Origin of the sequence: Arthrobacter sp. SPG23 (genome assembly GCF_000876655.1) — a bacterium.
In the GTDB taxonomy this organism is placed as follows: Bacteria; Actinomycetota; Actinomycetes; order Actinomycetales; family Micrococcaceae; genus Arthrobacter.
This window is the reverse complement of record NZ_JYCN01000022.1, coordinates 215,357-229,767: the sequence shown is the minus strand read 5'-3', so window position 1 is coordinate 229,767 and position 14,411 is coordinate 215,357. Positions and strand designations below refer to the sequence as shown.

Below are 14,411 nucleotides of genomic sequence, written 5' to 3'. Positions count from 1 at the left end.
ATTTCTTGTAGCGTAGTCCCTCGGGGGGTGTAACAGGCATGTGCGATGGGCAGATGCCTGCATGGGGTCTCTGGGGATGTATGGGGTTTGGCCATGAGCGATCTGGGAGTAGCTGTGGTTGTCGAGGATGACAAGGACATACGTAACTTGTTGGAATCGGTCTTCATTCAGGCGGGTTTTGAGGTGCATAGCGCCTCAGACGGCCGCGAAGGCGTGGAATTGGTCCGGCAACAGCGGGCGAATGTTGTCACTTTGGATGTTGGTCTGCCGGACATAGACGGTTACGAGGTGCTGCGACGCATTAGGCAGTTCAGCGATGCCTACGTGGTGATGCTGACCGGGCGGACCGAGGAGCCCGACATGCTGACCGCACTGCACTCAGGCGCGGACGATTACATCACCAAGCCGTTCCGTCCGCTGGAGCTCCGGGCCAGGGTGGCGGCCATGATGCGGCGCCCCCGGCACGGCGACGCCCCGAGGCAGGCGCCGGCCGCGAAGCCTGTACCGCCTGCAGACACGGGAGCAGGATCCCGGGACGTTCTGGAGCACAGGGACCTGAGGCTCAGCCCGCGGACCAGATCCGCCGAACTGGCGGGCAAGGAACTGGAGCTGACCCGCAGCGAGTTTGTCCTGCTGGAGGAACTCCTCCGGGCCGGCGGCGCAGTGTGCACCCGGGCGGACCTGGTGAAGGTGGTGCGGGGGGACTACTACCAGGACAACACGTATATCAGCGAGGCTGACGAGCGTGCCGTGGAAGTGCACATCGGGAACCTCCGGAAGAAGCTGCACGAGGACACGCACTCACCGCAGTTGCTGCAGACGGTCCGGGGAGTCGGGTACCGGCTCGGTGCCGGCAAGCTCTAGGGGGACCGCTCGCAGCGTTGCACGCGGCGTCGCCGGGCGGGCCGCCGGTGGCTTAGCCCGCCGGCAGGTAGCTGAGGCGGAGCTGGGCAACCGTTTCGTGGCCAAGGTCGGAGACGCATGCCAGCATTGACTGGCCTTTGTCCCAGCAGCCCGAACGGATCATGCTCTCGATGTCTTCCGCCAGGCGGGCGAGGCGCAGGCCGCCTACCATCGCCGAGCCGATCTTCAGGCTGATGGCGGCGTCCAGGGCAGTGGTGCGGTCCTGGCCGGAGATCGCGTTCGTCAGGTTGAGAAATCGCTGTTCCCAGATCTCGATATAGTCCAAGGCGAACTTCCTTGCGACGGCCGGCTGGGCCAGCTGGCTCTCGAGGTCCTGCAGCACCAGGAGGTCCACAAGCGGGATTTCCTCAAAAGCCACACCGGCGTCAGTGCCCGGGGCAGCTGCGGCCGAGGGCAGGGCTGGGATTTGGTCCGCACCCTCGCCTTCGGTGTAACTGCCTGAACTGGACATATGACAACGCTACTTCCTGATTCTGTCAATTCACTGGACTTCGGCAGATCTTGTGGAAACCTTGAGTCTCTTGGGTTTACAGGGGGTGACAGGGGCCACCTGCGTACCTTACTGGCCGCTGAATGTGACAACCGTGTTGATGACGGCCGGGCCGAGAATTGCGATGAACAGCACGGGAAAGATGAAGAACAGGAGAGGGAAGAGGATCATCACCGGCAGCTTCATGGCCTTTTCCTCAGCACGCTGCCGTCGCTTCACCCGCATCACTTTGGCCTGAATCCGGAGGACCCGGCTGATGGCGATGCCGTAGGTGTCAGCCTGGACAATCGCCTGGACGAAGCTGCGCAGCTCCGGGATGTTGGTGCGTTCGGCAAGCGCCACGTACGACTCCCGGCGGCTGCGTCCCACCTGCATGTCCTGCAGGGTGCGGATGATTTCTTCGGCCAGCGGCCCTTTGCCGTTTTCCCCGGCACGGGCCATGGCACCCTCGAAGCCGAGGCCCGCTTCCACTGAAATGAGCATCTGGTCCAGGGTGTTGGCGAGTTCCAGCTGCATGGCTTTCTGCCGCTCCATGCCCTTGCTGTAGAGGAGCAGATCGGGGATGAAGTAGCCCAGGAAGAGCAGGAACAGCCCGGCCAACTTGATGATCGGTTTGGGGCTGCTCATGCTGATGAGGATGAAAAGGGACGCGCCCACCAGCCCGAGGACGGGTTTGGCCGCGAGGATGCGACCCAGCGGCCACGCTGCAGGCCGGCCGGCCAGGGAGAGCAGCCGGTCGAGTTTCCGGACGTAAGCGGCGGGGGTCAGGCCGTAGCCGATCCTGCCGAGGAATCGTCCCGGTGTCTTTTCAGGGAGTTCCGACGCCCTCCTGCCGCGGGTCAGGATAGCCACCGTTGCCGTCCGGGCCTTGCGGTCCACGGACAGGACGGACCATGCCAGGTAGCCGATGGGGAGGCTTACCAGGAGGAGCGAGGACAGCACCACGGGATTCATCGGGGGCCTCAGAACTTCAGATCGATGATTTTGCGCATCCACAGGCTGCCGATGGTCATGAAAACCACCGACGCCGCGATCATGGCCCACCCCAGCGGATGCGTGAACATCGCGTCCATGTAGCCGGGGTTCACCGCCATGAGCATCAGTACGATGCCGATGGGCATGGCGATCAGGATGTAGGCGGAGAATTTGCCCTCCGCCGCCAGCGCCTTGATGTGGCCCTTGATTTCGGACCGCTCACGGATCGTTTCATTGACCTGGTCCAGGACCTCAGCCAGGTTGCCGCCCACCTCGCGGTTGATCTGGATGGCCTGCGCGATCCAGACGAAGTCGTCGTTCTTCATGCGCTCCGAGGTGTCCGTTAGTGAAGCCAGCAGGTCGCGGCCCAGGCTGGTCTCCGTGATCACCCGGCGCATCTCCTCGGCGGTGGGGCTTTGGGACTCGGCGGCGGCGGCATCGATGGCCCGGAGGATGCTGTGCCCGGCCCGCAGGCCGCCGGCGAGGAGCTGGAGGGTGTCGCCGAGCTGCTGGTCGAACCTGGCACGCCGCTTGCCGGCGAGGAAGCCCAGCACCATGTGCCCCACGAACGGCGCCAGGATGACAAGGAGGACCGAGACCACAGGCAAGCCGATCACCAGGCCCACCAGAGAGCCCACGATGGCACCGGCGATGACCAAAACGATGAACTCGGCCTGGCTGAGCCGGACGCCCGCAGTTTCCAAGGACTCCCGGTTGTAGAGGCGAAGGTTCCTGGCTGCCAGGAAGCGGTCCAGGGCTCCGACAGTGATGTTTGCCAGGCGCGTCAGCCGTGACGGCGGGTCGGAGTCATAGGGACGACGGCGGCTGAGGGCGATCTCCGGAGCACCGGGTATCAGCATTGCCACACCCAGAAGAAGCGGTGCCAGGAAGAGGAGCGCGGCTCCGACGATTATGAGCATCCCGGCGTCCCTACGCCATTCCCTGGCCGGCGGGGCCAGCGGGACCGGGATGGCCGCCGGGACCGGGATGGCCGGCCGGGCCGCCGGGCGTGGCGAAGACAGCGGGGGAGACATGGATTCCCAGGTCCTCGAAGCGGTCGATGAAGCGCGGCCGGATCCCCGTGGCCACAGGACGTCCCAGGAAGCGGCCCTGGGCGTCGACGCCGGCGGAGTAGTCGAAGACGAACGCGTCCTGCAGGGTGACGATGTCGCCTTCCATGCCCTGCACCTCGGTCACGTGGGTGATGCGGCGGCTGCCGTCCCGCAGCCGCGATATCTGGACGATGAGGTTTACTGCCGAAGCTATCTGTTCCCGGATGGCCCGCAGCGGTAGGTCCATCCCGGCCATGAGCACCAGGGTTTCGAGCCGTGCCACGGCGTCGCGCGGCGAGTTGGAGTGAACGGTGGACAGGGATCCGTCATGGCCCGTGTTCATGGCCTGGAGCATGTCCAGTGACTCGCCGCCGCGGACCTCACCCACCACGATGCGGTCGGGGCGCATACGCAGCGAGTTGCGCAGCAGTTCACGGATGGTCACTTCGCCTTTGCCTTCGGTGTTGGGGGGACGGCTCTCCAGCCGGACCACGTGCTCCTGCTGGATCTGCAGCTCCACGGCGTCCTCGATGGTGACGATCCGTTCGTCAGAGGGCAGGAAGGAGGAGAGGACATTCAGCAGCGTGGTCTTCCCGGTTCCCGTTCCGCCCGAGACGATGATGTTGAGCTTGGCTTTGACGCAGGCGTTCAGGAGCTCCGCCATTTCCGGCGTCAGGGTGCCAAAGTCGATGAGGTTGCGGACAGTGAGGGGTACCTTGCTGAACTTCCGGATGGTCAGCGACGATCCGCCCACAGCCAGCGGCGGGATCACCGCGTTGACACGGGAGCCGTCCTCCAGCCGGGCGTCCACCAGGGGAGAGGACTCGTCGATGCGGCGGCCCACCTTGGACACAATGCGCTCGATCACCTTCCGCAGGTGTTCTTCCGAGCTGAACCGGGAATCCGCCAGCGTCAGGTGGCCCTTGCGCTCCACATAGATCCGGTCCATCCGGTTGACCATGATTTCGGTGACGGCGGGGTCGTCCAGCAGCCGCTGCAGCGGTCCGTAGCCCAGCACGTCGTCGGCCACGTCCTGGACCAGGCGCGTGCGTTCCTCCGATGAGAGCGGCACCTGCTCGGCATCGATGATGCGGGTGAGTTCCTCCCGGGCGGACGTCCGGAGCTCCAGTTCGGTGATGGCCGAGTCGTTGAAGCGCGCACCCAGGCGTTCGAACAACGCCGTGGCCGCCCGCTCCTTCAAGGCGGCGAACGCGTCAACAGGCTGCTGGGCCTTCGGTTTTGCCTCGTCCGCGTGGTCGCTCCCCCCTGACGGTACGACGACGGCGGCAGCCGGTGCCGCCGTCGTCGTCCGCTTTTCCGGGGTTGACGGTGCCCACGGTTCGGGCTGCCGGACGGGCAGCTCGGGGCGGTCCAGTTCGAGCGTTGCTGTAGCCGCCCGGGAAACCGGCGACGGCGCGGCAACGGTTTGGGTGCGTGAAGGCGACAGTGGCTGCGATTTCGCCTGCACTGCGCTAATGCGCTCTGAAAGTTTCATCTAGACCACGACCCTTCGGTGCAGTTTGCGTTGCGATGTGGCCCGCCAGGCCGGGTTGAACCGGTTGACGAGCTGGTTCAGGCCCTTGGTTGCCGGGTCCTTGGCTGACTCCTGAAGGACGGGAATGCCGCGGTTGGTGGACAGGGCCACGGCGCGGGACCGCGGAATGCTGACGTCCACGGGCGCGCCGATGGTCGACTCGAGGTCCTGTACGGTGAGCCCCAGCTTTGAATCGGCCATGTTGAGCACCACGTGCCGGGTTTCCGGGAGGATTTCCAGCTGGCGCAGCACGTCCAGGCCGGAGCGCAGGCCGCGGACGCTGGGGATGTCCATGCCGCTGACCCACACCACGTCCGTGCACTGCTCCATGGCGGCGAGGCCGATTTCCGGAAGGCCGGGAGCGGTGTCCACCACCACGTACTGGAACTGTTCGGAAAGCTGTTCCAGCAGCCGGCTGACCTGTTCCGGAGTGATCTCGTCCGCATCAACGGGCGTTGGCGGAGCGCACAGGGCGTAGATGCTGCCAGGGTGGACGGTCAGGAAGGCCTTGAGGACCAGGGAGTCCTGGCTCGCGGCAGGGGACACCGCGTCCGTCACGGTGTGCTGCGGGTCGAGGTAGAGCCCGGAGGCGACATCGCCGAACTGCAGGTCCAGGTCCACGATCACCACGCTCATCGGGGCGATCTTGCCCAGCCCGATGGCGATGTTGGTGGCGATGGTGGTCTTGCCCACCCCGCCCTTGGGCGAGAAGACGCCGATGACCAGGCCCTTGTTGGTTTCCGTCATCGGCGGGGGCGCCTGGACGCGGTGCCGGTTGGCGAACTGCTGGCTGGCGCGTTCCAGGAGGACCCGGATCTGCGCCGCATCGGATCCGGGGGAGAGGATGTCCCGGATACCCGCGCGCATGGCCTGCAGGATGAAGTCCGGGTCCGGTTCGCTGGCGAGGATGACACTGAGCTCAGGGAACCGGACATTCATCACCGTGGCGAGCCTGAGCGATTCCTCCACGGGAACGTCCGGCCCCAGGATAAGAACCTCGGGACGTTCCTGGTTCAGGTGGGCGAACAGGTCGTTGGGATCGGCGGGGAGCAGGCTGGTGAAGAAGGTCTGCACGCCTCCTTGGAGGCCGCCGGCAACGGCCTGGCGGAGGCGGCCGTCAAAGTCGACGTCGGGGGTTATGAGGACGAAGCGGCTCATTTGTAGACGTCCGGCCGGATCATGACGCGCGGTCCGTTGTCCTCGGCATCGAGCGGTTCCCGGCTGAGCCAGATGGACGAGAAGTCGGTCATCTCCGAGGCGAAAACGATCTTAGCTGCGTTGATGTCGTTGACCGCCACGGTGATCATCAGGGAGCCGGTGGGAAGGTTCACGTCGCGAGGATTGGGTTCGGCACCGGCGCTCGCCGAGGGGGCCGGCTTGGCAGCGGTTTCGGGCGCACGCTGCACTGCGGTTACCAGGACCTTGTGGATGGAGAGCTGCGTTGTTTCGTTCTCGGGCTTCGGCTCGATGCCGCCGGACCGCATGGTGATGAAGATGCCCACGTGGTCGCCGGGCTGGAGGCGCCCGCCCACCACGCGCTGCGGCTCGAGCTGGAAGGATACTTCCTGGAGGCCGGCCGGCACCTTGACCGAACCCGACGTCTGGAGATCTTCCGGCGCGACGAGCTTCTCCGCCAGCAACTGTTCGCCCGGGACGAGGTCTGCGGCGGCCACTTTTCCGGCGGATTCGTCGAGGGTGTCCAGCGCGGATTTTGCGACGGCGGTGCCCGGCACCTGTTCCAGTGCCACCGATGCCTTAACGGTGTCTACGGTTGCACCGGCGGGGACGGCTTTGGTGACCACGAGTACGCCCACCGGGTCCAGGTCCTTGACGGCGCGCTGGTCCGCGCCCTGGGCGTACGTGACGACGAGGACCGCCCCGACGATGGCCAGGAGGACTGCCACCACCCCTGCCAACAAACGTGACTTCACTGACTGCTCCTGTGCTTGCGGGAATTGTGGGGGTTCATGAGCTACTTGCTGAGCGCAACGACGGTTGCGCCGTCCGGGTTTATGGGGCCCAGCGTGTAGCCATTGGCCAAGGACACGTACTCAACGAAGGTTCCGATGATTCCGCGGCAAGGTTCCTTGCACTCAAGGCTGGCCGGGACGTCCGGAGTCCGGTTGCGGAAGGTGTAAGGAAGCCCCGAGCTGCCGACCTTCCACCCGGCCACCTTGAACGCGGCGAACGTGGTCAGTCCGTAGATAGCGTTGGTTCCGGTTCCGGTCACTGAATTGAAGATCGGAAGCAAAACGAAGACGTCCTTGCCGGCGTTCATGTCCGCCGCCCAGCCGTTCAGCGTGGCCTCGCAATTTGGCGGCGCATTGTTGCCGGTGTCTCCGCCGGCGGTGCTCTTTGCGACGTCGATGAAGGCGCCGCACTGGCCGGGATCCTGCTTAAGGCCCCCGAAGCCGCCCTCCACGAATGCACCCGATGGCCCGTAATTGCAGTCGACGTTGGCGTTTTTTCCATGCAACTGGAGAAGCTGCATGATGTTCGTGCTGTTGCGGACCTGGCAGATAGACACGGTGATCGGAAAGGGAGTGGTCCCCTTTTCGGGGCTGCCCCACACCACGGTTGAAGGGGCGTTGACTTCGGCTGAGTTCATGCCCAGCACACGGGCGAAGAACAGCGAGACTTCGTTGGGAGTCCTGCCCTTCTCCTGTGCGCCGGCGGTGACGGTGACGGTGCGGGCGGCCTTGTCCAGCGAGGTGGATTTGATGTTGCTGCGGCCGTCGTTGGCGTTGCTGTTGGTGAGGGTGGCTGCCAGGGTTGACGTGTCGGAGCAGTCGGGATCATTAGCGCTCTTCGCGCATTTCTGGGCTATGGCGAGGGCAGCTGCGTCGGCTCCGTTGCGCAGCTGGGTCCGCTCGGCGTACAGCATTCCGACGTCCACAGCGATCGCTCCGAAGCCCAGGAGCACCACCAGCAAGAGGGCGACCAGGACGCTCACGGCGCCGCGTTCGCCGTCGTGCTTTGTCAGCCGCCGCACAGCATGGCTCCCTTGCCGGTCATGGGGAACGGGCCGGCGATGCCGGTCATGGTGGAGAGGGTGTAGCTGATGGTGATGGTCATGCGGTTACCCGGTGCGCAGCTGGTGGTGCCGGTATCGAGGTTCTTGAAGACGATGTTCGTGTCCTTCAGCCGGGCTGAAGGGATACCGCGGTATCTCTCGCCGCCTTGTTGGCATCAGGGATCTTGTTAGAGATGGCCATGACGCGCACGCCTTCGCGGGCGGCTGCGGAGAGGGAGGCCTGGGTGTTGTAGGCCCGGCTGAATTCCATGATGCCCAGGAGCAGCATGACGAGGACAGGCGCCAGGATCGCAAACTCGACCGCAACGGCTCCGCGCTCGGATGCCCTGGACATAGGGGTGCCTTTCAGTTCAGGCCGGTGGGGTGGTGGTGACAGCCAAAGTGGCGGCGGCTTGGGTGCCGCCGCCACTTCGGGTTGACGTGCCGTGGGTGCGTCGGAGGTTGAGCGGGTGGGTTACGGGGCGGCGCAAGCGCCGTCTGCTCCGTCGACACCCGGGACGAAAGCGCCCTGGCCCGACACCTGGCACTGAATGTTGCTGAACGTCTCGTTCAGCGTTCCGCCCAAGAGGCCTACAGCAACGATGATGACGACGGCAATGAGGGCGACCATGATGCCGTATTCGACGGCCGTGGCCCCCTTCTCCTCGTTGCGAAGGCGGATGGCGAGGTTGGTGTAGAGAGAAAGCATGGGGACTCCTGAGCGAGTTCGGGTGGCTGGTCCTGCACCAGCGCTGCCAAAAAAATAGCAAGGACTTCCCCGCTCACTAACGGATCTTTGAGCATCCTGCGCCAAACCTGCCTAAAATGCGCGTTGCCCGCCTATTGCCTGGGGAAATCCAGCGCCTTTCATGCGCAGCCAACGTGATCGTAGCGAGTCACGGCACACAAGAGGACTCCCTCAGCCATGTGGCTGGGGGAGTCCCGATCTTCGGTCACTTGTGGTTTTTCCATGAAGGCCCTGAACGTGCACTCACACGCGCCCAGGGCCTTCTCCCCGGCGCGAGATGCCGCTTCTCGGTGCTGGGTGGCAACGGATTCCTCGGTTCTGGGTGCCGAGGAATCCGGGTCTATTCATCATGGTGGGCAGATCAGCCCAGCAAGTCCATGATGTTGATGGCAGCGGGGCCTAGCAGAACAATGAATAACACTGGGAAGATGAACAGCATTAGCGGAAAGAGGACCTTGACAGGCAGCTTCATCGCCTTCTCTTCGGCCCGTTGCCGGCGCTTGACTCGAGCTTGTTTGGCTTGAGTCCGAAGTACTTTGGCGATGCCGATACCGTATTTGTCGGCCTGTACTACTGCACGCACGAAGCTCCGGAGATCGGGCACTGACGACCTGTCGGCCATTGCTTTGTACGCCTCCTGCCTGGGACGCCCAACCTGCATGTCCTGAAGCGTCCGCATGAGTTCTTGGGCTAGAGGTCCCTCACCGTATTCTGCGGCTCTTGCCATCGCGGCTTCGAAACCAAGACCCGCTTCAACAGAGATCAACATTTGGTCGAGGGTGTTAGGAAGTTCGAGCGCTATCGCTTCCTGACGCTTGACGCCCCTGTTATAGACGAGAAGGTCGGGAACAAAGTAGGCAAGGGCGGTGATAAGGATCGCAATACCGACATTTTGAAGGCTTGGCGAATTCCGGAAGACAAGGATACCGAGGACAGCCCCAACCAGCGCCAGGAGGGGCTTCGCGATGATGAGTTTGTCCAAGGGCATCGATTCGGGGCGCCCAGCTAGGGCCAGCCAGCGGTCCAGCTTCGCCTCATAGCTGCCCGGAGTCAGTCGCTTCGATATCCCCAGCAACATTGGCGGACGCTGGTTAGAAACGGATCCGCTTTGGCTAAAACCCTGCCCAAGATTGGTCTGGACGGCCAGCGCGCCTCGACGGTCCAAGGTGACGAGGACCCAAGTGAAGTAAGCCAACGGCAACACTACCGCTGCAATGATTAGCCACGCGATTGGAGTCATTTCGATTCCCCCTAGAACTTAATCTTTACGGTGCGGCTCATCCAGAATCCGCCGATGATGAACATGACGAGGCTTGCGATCATCATTGCCATGCCGACCGGTCCTTCGACGAAGACATGCATGTATGCCGGGTTGATGACTGTGAGCATGATCGCGACCGCGACCGGCATCGCCATCAGAATTATTGCCGACATTTTGCCCTCTGCGCTCAGCGAACGAACCTGGCCCTTAATCTCGCTGCGCTCACGAATGGTGCCAGCCACCTGTTCGAGAACCTCGGCCAGATCGCCGCCTACCTCTCGGTTAATCTGGATGGCCTGGGCAATCCAACGGAAGTCCTCGCTGTCCATCCGGTCGGCGGTTTCTTCCAAGGCCAGTCGTGCATCCTTGCCGATGCGGGTCTCGTTGACAATGCGTCGCAACTCTTCGGACGTCGGCGCCTCTGATTCGAGACCGGCCGCCTCAATAGACCGCATCACGCTGTGGCCGGCCCTCAGACCCCCAATCAGCATCTGGATAGTATCGATGAGCTGAGCCTCAAACTTGCCGCGTCTTTTGTCCGTGCGGAGCCCGAGGGCCAGGCGGACGAGGAACGGTGTCCCCGCACCGAGAAGGATTCCGACCACTGGATTGGAAAACAGTGTTCCCACCAAACCAGCTAGAAAGGCCGCGACAGTGACCACGACGGTGAAATCTGCTGGAGTCATCTTGACCCCTGCGTTGTACAAGACTTCCCGGTTGTACGGACCTCCGGACTTTCCCAAGGCACTGCCCATACCGTCAACAATTGACTGTGAAACCCTGCTGAATGAGGACTGCTCAGGATTGGCATTAGGCCGCCGTCGTTCTGCCGGAACGACGCCGAACCGGGGTTTGAGAACCACAAAGAACAACAGGAGGATCGCGCCGAAGCAGAGGACTATGGCCGCAACGAAGATGGCTGGAGACTCCATGGCTTACCGCCTCCCCGCCGGCATCGGCATCATCGTGGCCCCAAAGACTGCCGGTGATACAGTGATGCCGAGTTCCGAAAAACGATCCAGGAACCGCGGGCGTATCCCGGTCGACACCGGCCTGCCGAGGAAGCGTCCTTGCGAATCCATCCCCGCGGCGTAGTCGAACAGGAACACGTCCTGAAGTGTGACGATGTCGCCCTCCATTCCCTGCACCTCCGTCACATGGGTCACCCGGCGACTTCCATCACGCAACCTCGTTACCTGAATAATGAGATCGACTGCGGACGAGACTTGTTCGCGAATGGCACGAAGGGGCAAATCCATGCCTGCCATCAGTACCAGGGTTTCCAGACGGGCCACAGCGTCGCGTGGAGAGTTGGCATGCACTGTGGACAACGATCCATCATGGCCAGTGTTCATCGCCTGGAGCATGTCCAATGATTCACCGCTGCGAACCTCCCCCACTATGATCCGGTCCGGGCGCATACGAAGGGAATTTCGGACAAGCTCACGGATGCCGACGGCGCCTTTACCTTCGATGTTGGCTGGCCGACTCTCCAAACGAACTACGTGCTCCTGCTGGAGCTGCAGTTCCACAGCATCCTCGATGGTTACGATCCGGTCTTCCTCAGGGATGAACGAGGAGAGAACGTTCAGCAGCGTGGTCTTTCCGGTGCCAGTTCCGCCGGAGACGATGATGTTCAATCGTGCCCTGACACAGGCACTCAGTAGCTCCGCCATCTCGACGGTTATCGATCCCGACTCAATGAGGTTCCGAACGGTCAGCGGCACGTGGCTGAATTTCCGAATGGTGAGCGATGGTCCGTTCACAGCCAAGGGCGGAATGATCGCGTTGACACGCGAACCGTCCTCTAACCGTGCATCCACCAGCGGGGACGATTCGTCGATGCGGCGGCCTACCTTGGACACGATCCGTTCGATGACCTTCCTCAGGTGGTCGTCGGAGCTGAATTGCGAACCCGTCAGCGTGAGGTGTCCGTTCCGTTCGATGTAGATCTGGTCGAAGCGATTGACCATGATCTCAGTTACTGATGGATCTTCGAGCAGCCGCTGAAGTGGGCCTAAGCCCATCACTTCATCCGCAATTTCGCGGATGAGGCGTCTGCGTTCCTCCGGCGAGAGCGGGACTTGTTCCTCGTCGATGACCGCTGACAGTTCCTCAACAGCGGAAGCCCGGAGCTCCTCCTCGGACGACGAGGACGAGTCGCCAAAGCGTGTTCCCATCCGCTCGAAGAGAGCTAAGGCCGCCCGCTGCTTGAGTCCTGCCAAGGCATCCACAACGGGAGGTGCCGCATGGACGTTCAGCGAGGCTAACGGTGATGCAGAGGGTGTAGGTGCAGGAGCCGTGGGAAATTCTGCTGGCGGCTGCGATATCGGAGGAGTCCCCCCGGGGCCGCCGGCAGGTGGTTCCGAGGCGATGGAAGATAAGTCGTTCTGTGACCTGGAGAGGCGATCTGACAGTCTCACGATACAACCACCCTTCGGTGAAGTTTGTTGTGGGTGGAGGACACCCATTGCGGATCGAAGCGGTCCACCAGCTTCGTGAGGCCTTTCGAGGCCGAGTCCCTCGTGGTGCTTTGCAGCACAGGCACTCCTCGGTTTGTGGAAAATGGAAGTGTCTTTGAACGCGGTACTACGGCGTCAATAGGAACACCAATGGTGGCCTCGACGTCCTGGACGGAGAGCCCGCTCTTTCGATCCGCAAAGTTGAGGACGGTATGCCTGCCTTGAGGCAAAAGTTGCAGCTCCTTCAAGACACTGAAGCACTTGCGCAGGCCGCGGACGCTGGGAACGTCCATCCCGCAGACCCAGACGCCGTCCGTAGCCTGTTCCAGTGTGGCGAGGACGTGCTCGCCCAAGCCCGGGGCAGTGTCGACGACTACGTATTTGAATTCGCTGGCGAGCTGGTTAATCAGTCGGCTAACGTGATCGGCGGTGATGTAGTCAGATTCCGCCGGCGTGCGCGGTGCGCACAGCGCGTAGATACCGGCGGGGTGGACTGTGAGGAATGCCTTGAGGACCATAGAATCCTGGGATGCCACGCCGTGAACGGCCTCGGTGATGCAGTGCTCGGGCTCCAGCAGCAGTCCTGACGCCACATCGCCGAATTGGAGGTCCAAATCGACAATCACCACTCCCATGGGGGCTACTTTCCCCAAGCCGATGGCCAAATTGGTCGCGACCGTAGTCTTGCCGACCCCGCCCTTGGGCGACATGACAGCTATCACCCGGCCACGTTCCTGACCTGGTTCTGCCGCCGGCGCCATACCCCGTCGTCGGCTGGCAGCGGCCAGGCAGGCGCGTTCGAGGAGTACGCGTAGATCGTTGACCACGATTTCCGGCGTGACGACGTCTCGGATCCCGGAATGCATTGCCCTGAGTACCAGGTCCGGTGTGGGTTCAGCGATCATGAGCAGACTGACTTCGGGGTATTGGAGATCGAACACTGTAGCCAGCTTCAGTGCATCATCCGGAGCCACACCCGGCCCGAGAATGAGTACTTCCGGAGGTGCGCCGTTGAGCTGCTTGAACACATCGTCCGGGCCGCCGGACAGGACGTCCGGCGAGAGGGTCTGCATTTCGCCGTGCAATGCGCCCGTGATGGCCTGGCGGACGCGTCCCTCAAAGTCGCGAACCGCAGTGATGGCGACGAACCGGCTCATCAGTACAGCCCTCCGAAAGTTGTCACGGGCGGATCGCTCTTGGTGGACGTGTCTGCCTGCTTGGCGAGCCAGATAGTGCCGAACTCGGCTCCATAGACCAGCTTGGCAGCATCAGCGTCGCTCCTGGCAACGGTGATAAAGGCAGATCCGTTGGGCATTTCGATGCCCTTCTCGGTGGAACCGGAGTTCTTTTCCGTCTGGGGTGCAGCTTTCTGAACGGCGGTTACCAGAACGTCGTGGAACAGCAGGCCGGTGGACTGCTTCCACCCCTTGACCTCAGCCGGAACGTTAGCGCCGGCCGGCATCTCTTCCTCGGACTTGAAAGAGGTGTAGACGGTCACCTTGTCGCCCGCTTCGACCCGACCGCCAAGGATCCGTTCGGGTGCGAGGAGGATGGTAACTTCTTCCAGGCCGTCAGGTACCGGTACCGTACCGGGCAGTAGATCGCGAGGGTCCACGAGCCTGGCCTTGAGGAGCTGCTCACCGGGCTCGAGACCCACTGACGTGATCTTCCCCTTGTAATCGCTCAGGCTTTCGATGGCACCGTCCGGTACGGCGGCCTGGGGGATTGCCTCCAGCTGGACTTTATTGTTCAAATCCTCCGCTTTGGTGCCGGCGGGAATGGACTCTTTGACAACCAATACATTTACGGGTTCGAGACCTTGCGCGGCCCTGTCGTCGGCTCCCTGAACGTATACAACCAGTAGTACGGTTCCGGTGATTGCCAACAGCAGTGCTGCGATGCCTCCCAGTAGGCGTGATTTCACTTCACTAGCTCCTTGTCGATTTCTTGGT

General features: G+C 62.7%; 14 protein-coding genes and 1 pseudogene. 1 reads left to right on the top strand and 14 read right to left on the bottom strand.

Going from position 1 to position 14,411, the window contains the following annotated elements:
• The first annotated feature begins 93 nt into the window (after positions 1 to 93).
• On the top strand, positions 94 to 864 hold the full coding sequence (locus TV39_RS15215) for a response regulator transcription factor (protein WP_043482988.1): 771 nt from the start codon (positions 94 to 96) through the stop codon (positions 862 to 864).
• A 52-nt stretch (positions 865 to 916) separates the two neighbouring features.
• On the opposite strand, the gene TV39_RS15210 is transcribed toward TV39_RS15215, so the two are convergent.
• From TV39_RS15210 to cpaB (TV39_RS15145), 14 genes and pseudogenes are all read right to left on the bottom strand, one after another.
• On the bottom strand, positions 917 to 1,375 hold the full coding sequence (locus tag TV39_RS15210; protein ID WP_043482985.1) for an Hpt domain-containing protein: 459 nt from the start codon (positions 1,373 to 1,375) through the stop codon (positions 917 to 919).
• Between the two features lie 108 nt (positions 1,376 to 1,483).
• Positions 1,484 to 2,368, bottom strand: coding sequence for a type II secretion system F family protein (locus TV39_RS15205; protein WP_043482984.1), 885 nt, complete (start codon positions 2,366 to 2,368; stop codon positions 1,484 to 1,486).
• A gap of 8 nt (positions 2,369 to 2,376) precedes the next feature.
• Positions 2,377 to 3,309, bottom strand: a complete 933-nt coding sequence (locus TV39_RS15200) for a type II secretion system F family protein (RefSeq protein WP_043483214.1) — start codon at positions 3,307 to 3,309, stop codon at positions 2,377 to 2,379.
• Between the two features lie 10 nt (positions 3,310 to 3,319).
• Positions 3,320 to 4,936: a CpaF family protein gene (locus TV39_RS15195; RefSeq protein WP_082049763.1), complete on the bottom strand. Its 1,617-nt coding sequence runs from the start codon at positions 4,934 to 4,936 to the stop codon at positions 3,320 to 3,322.
• Positions 4,937 to 6,133 carry an AAA family ATPase gene (locus TV39_RS15190; protein ID WP_043482982.1) on the bottom strand — a complete coding sequence of 399 codons (1,197 nt, stop codon included), beginning with the start codon at positions 6,131 to 6,133 and terminating at the stop codon, positions 4,937 to 4,939.
• Entirely contained in the window at positions 6,130 to 6,906 is a 777-nt protein-coding gene (gene cpaB / locus TV39_RS15185) for a Flp pilus assembly protein CpaB (RefSeq protein ID WP_043482979.1), read from the bottom strand. Before cpaB (TV39_RS15185) ends, TV39_RS15190 begins: the two co-directional genes overlap by 4 nt.
• 41 nt (positions 6,907 to 6,947) lie before the next feature.
• Positions 6,948 to 7,967: a pilus assembly protein TadG-related protein gene (locus TV39_RS15180; RefSeq protein WP_043482977.1), complete on the bottom strand. Its 1,020-nt coding sequence runs from the start codon at positions 7,965 to 7,967 to the stop codon at positions 6,948 to 6,950.
• Positions 7,955 to 8,343 (bottom strand): annotated as a pseudogene (locus tag TV39_RS22860) (TadE/TadG family type IV pilus assembly protein). The gene TV39_RS15180 and the pseudogene TV39_RS22860 overlap by 13 nt, the downstream one beginning before the upstream one ends.
• Before the next feature lie 120 nt (positions 8,344 to 8,463).
• Positions 8,464 to 8,697: a Flp family type IVb pilin gene (locus tag TV39_RS15170; protein ID WP_043482976.1), complete on the bottom strand. Its 234-nt coding sequence runs from the start codon at positions 8,695 to 8,697 to the stop codon at positions 8,464 to 8,466.
• 400 nt (positions 8,698 to 9,097) lie between these two features.
• On the bottom strand, positions 9,098 to 9,976 hold the full coding sequence (locus TV39_RS15165; RefSeq protein ID WP_043482974.1) for a type II secretion system F family protein: 879 nt from the start codon (positions 9,974 to 9,976) through the stop codon (positions 9,098 to 9,100).
• A gap of 11 nt (positions 9,977 to 9,987) precedes the next feature.
• The gene (locus TV39_RS15160) at positions 9,988 to 10,929 is read right to left on the bottom strand and encodes a type II secretion system F family protein (protein WP_043482972.1); all 942 of its coding nucleotides are present in this window, start codon (positions 10,927 to 10,929) and stop codon (positions 9,988 to 9,990) included.
• Positions 10,930 to 10,932: 3 nt separating this feature from the next.
• On the bottom strand, positions 10,933 to 12,468 hold the full coding sequence (locus tag TV39_RS15155) for a CpaF family protein (RefSeq protein ID WP_442853504.1): 1,536 nt from the start codon (positions 12,466 to 12,468) through the stop codon (positions 10,933 to 10,935).
• Complete coding sequence (locus tag TV39_RS15150) at positions 12,417 to 13,616, bottom strand: AAA family ATPase (RefSeq protein ID WP_043482970.1); 1,200 nt, start codon at positions 13,614 to 13,616, stop codon at positions 12,417 to 12,419. Before TV39_RS15150 ends, TV39_RS15155 begins: the two co-directional genes overlap by 52 nt.
• On the bottom strand, positions 13,616 to 14,383 hold the full coding sequence (gene cpaB, locus TV39_RS15145; RefSeq protein ID WP_052500590.1) for a Flp pilus assembly protein CpaB: 768 nt from the start codon (positions 14,381 to 14,383) through the stop codon (positions 13,616 to 13,618). The genes TV39_RS15150 and cpaB (TV39_RS15145) overlap by 1 nt, the downstream gene beginning before the upstream one ends.
• Between the last annotated feature and the right edge of the window lie 28 nt (positions 14,384 to 14,411).

Excerpts from the sequence above, each read along its gene's own strand:
- TV39_RS15215 (WP_043482988.1), top strand. The coding sequence starts at position 94 with ATGAGCGATCTGGGAGTAGCTGTGGTTGTCGAGGATGACAAGGACATA.
- TV39_RS15210 (WP_043482985.1), bottom strand. The coding sequence starts at position 1,375 with ATGTCCAGTTCAGGCAGTTACACCGAAGGCGAGGGTGCGGACCAAATC.
- TV39_RS15205 (WP_043482984.1), bottom strand. The coding sequence starts at position 2,368 with ATGAATCCCGTGGTGCTGTCCTCGCTCCTCCTGGTAAGCCTCCCCATC.
- TV39_RS15200 (WP_043483214.1), bottom strand. The coding sequence starts at position 3,309 with ATGCTCATAATCGTCGGAGCCGCGCTCCTCTTCCTGGCACCGCTTCTT.
- TV39_RS15195 (WP_082049763.1), bottom strand. The coding sequence starts at position 4,936 with ATGAAACTTTCAGAGCGCATTAGCGCAGTGCAGGCGAAATCGCAGCCA.
- TV39_RS15190 (WP_043482982.1), bottom strand. The coding sequence starts at position 6,133 with ATGAGCCGCTTCGTCCTCATAACCCCCGACGTCGACTTTGACGGCCGC.
- TV39_RS15170 (WP_043482976.1), bottom strand. The coding sequence starts at position 8,697 with ATGCTTTCTCTCTACACCAACCTCGCCATCCGCCTTCGCAACGAGGAG.
- TV39_RS15165 (WP_043482974.1), bottom strand. The coding sequence starts at position 9,976 with ATGACTCCAATCGCGTGGCTAATCATTGCAGCGGTAGTGTTGCCGTTG.
- TV39_RS15160 (WP_043482972.1), bottom strand. The coding sequence starts at position 10,929 with ATGGAGTCTCCAGCCATCTTCGTTGCGGCCATAGTCCTCTGCTTCGGC.
- TV39_RS15155 (WP_442853504.1), bottom strand. The coding sequence starts at position 12,468 with ATGGGTGTCCTCCACCCACAACAAACTTCACCGAAGGGTGGTTGTATC.
- TV39_RS15150 (WP_043482970.1), bottom strand. The coding sequence starts at position 13,616 with ATGAGCCGGTTCGTCGCCATCACTGCGGTTCGCGACTTTGAGGGACGC.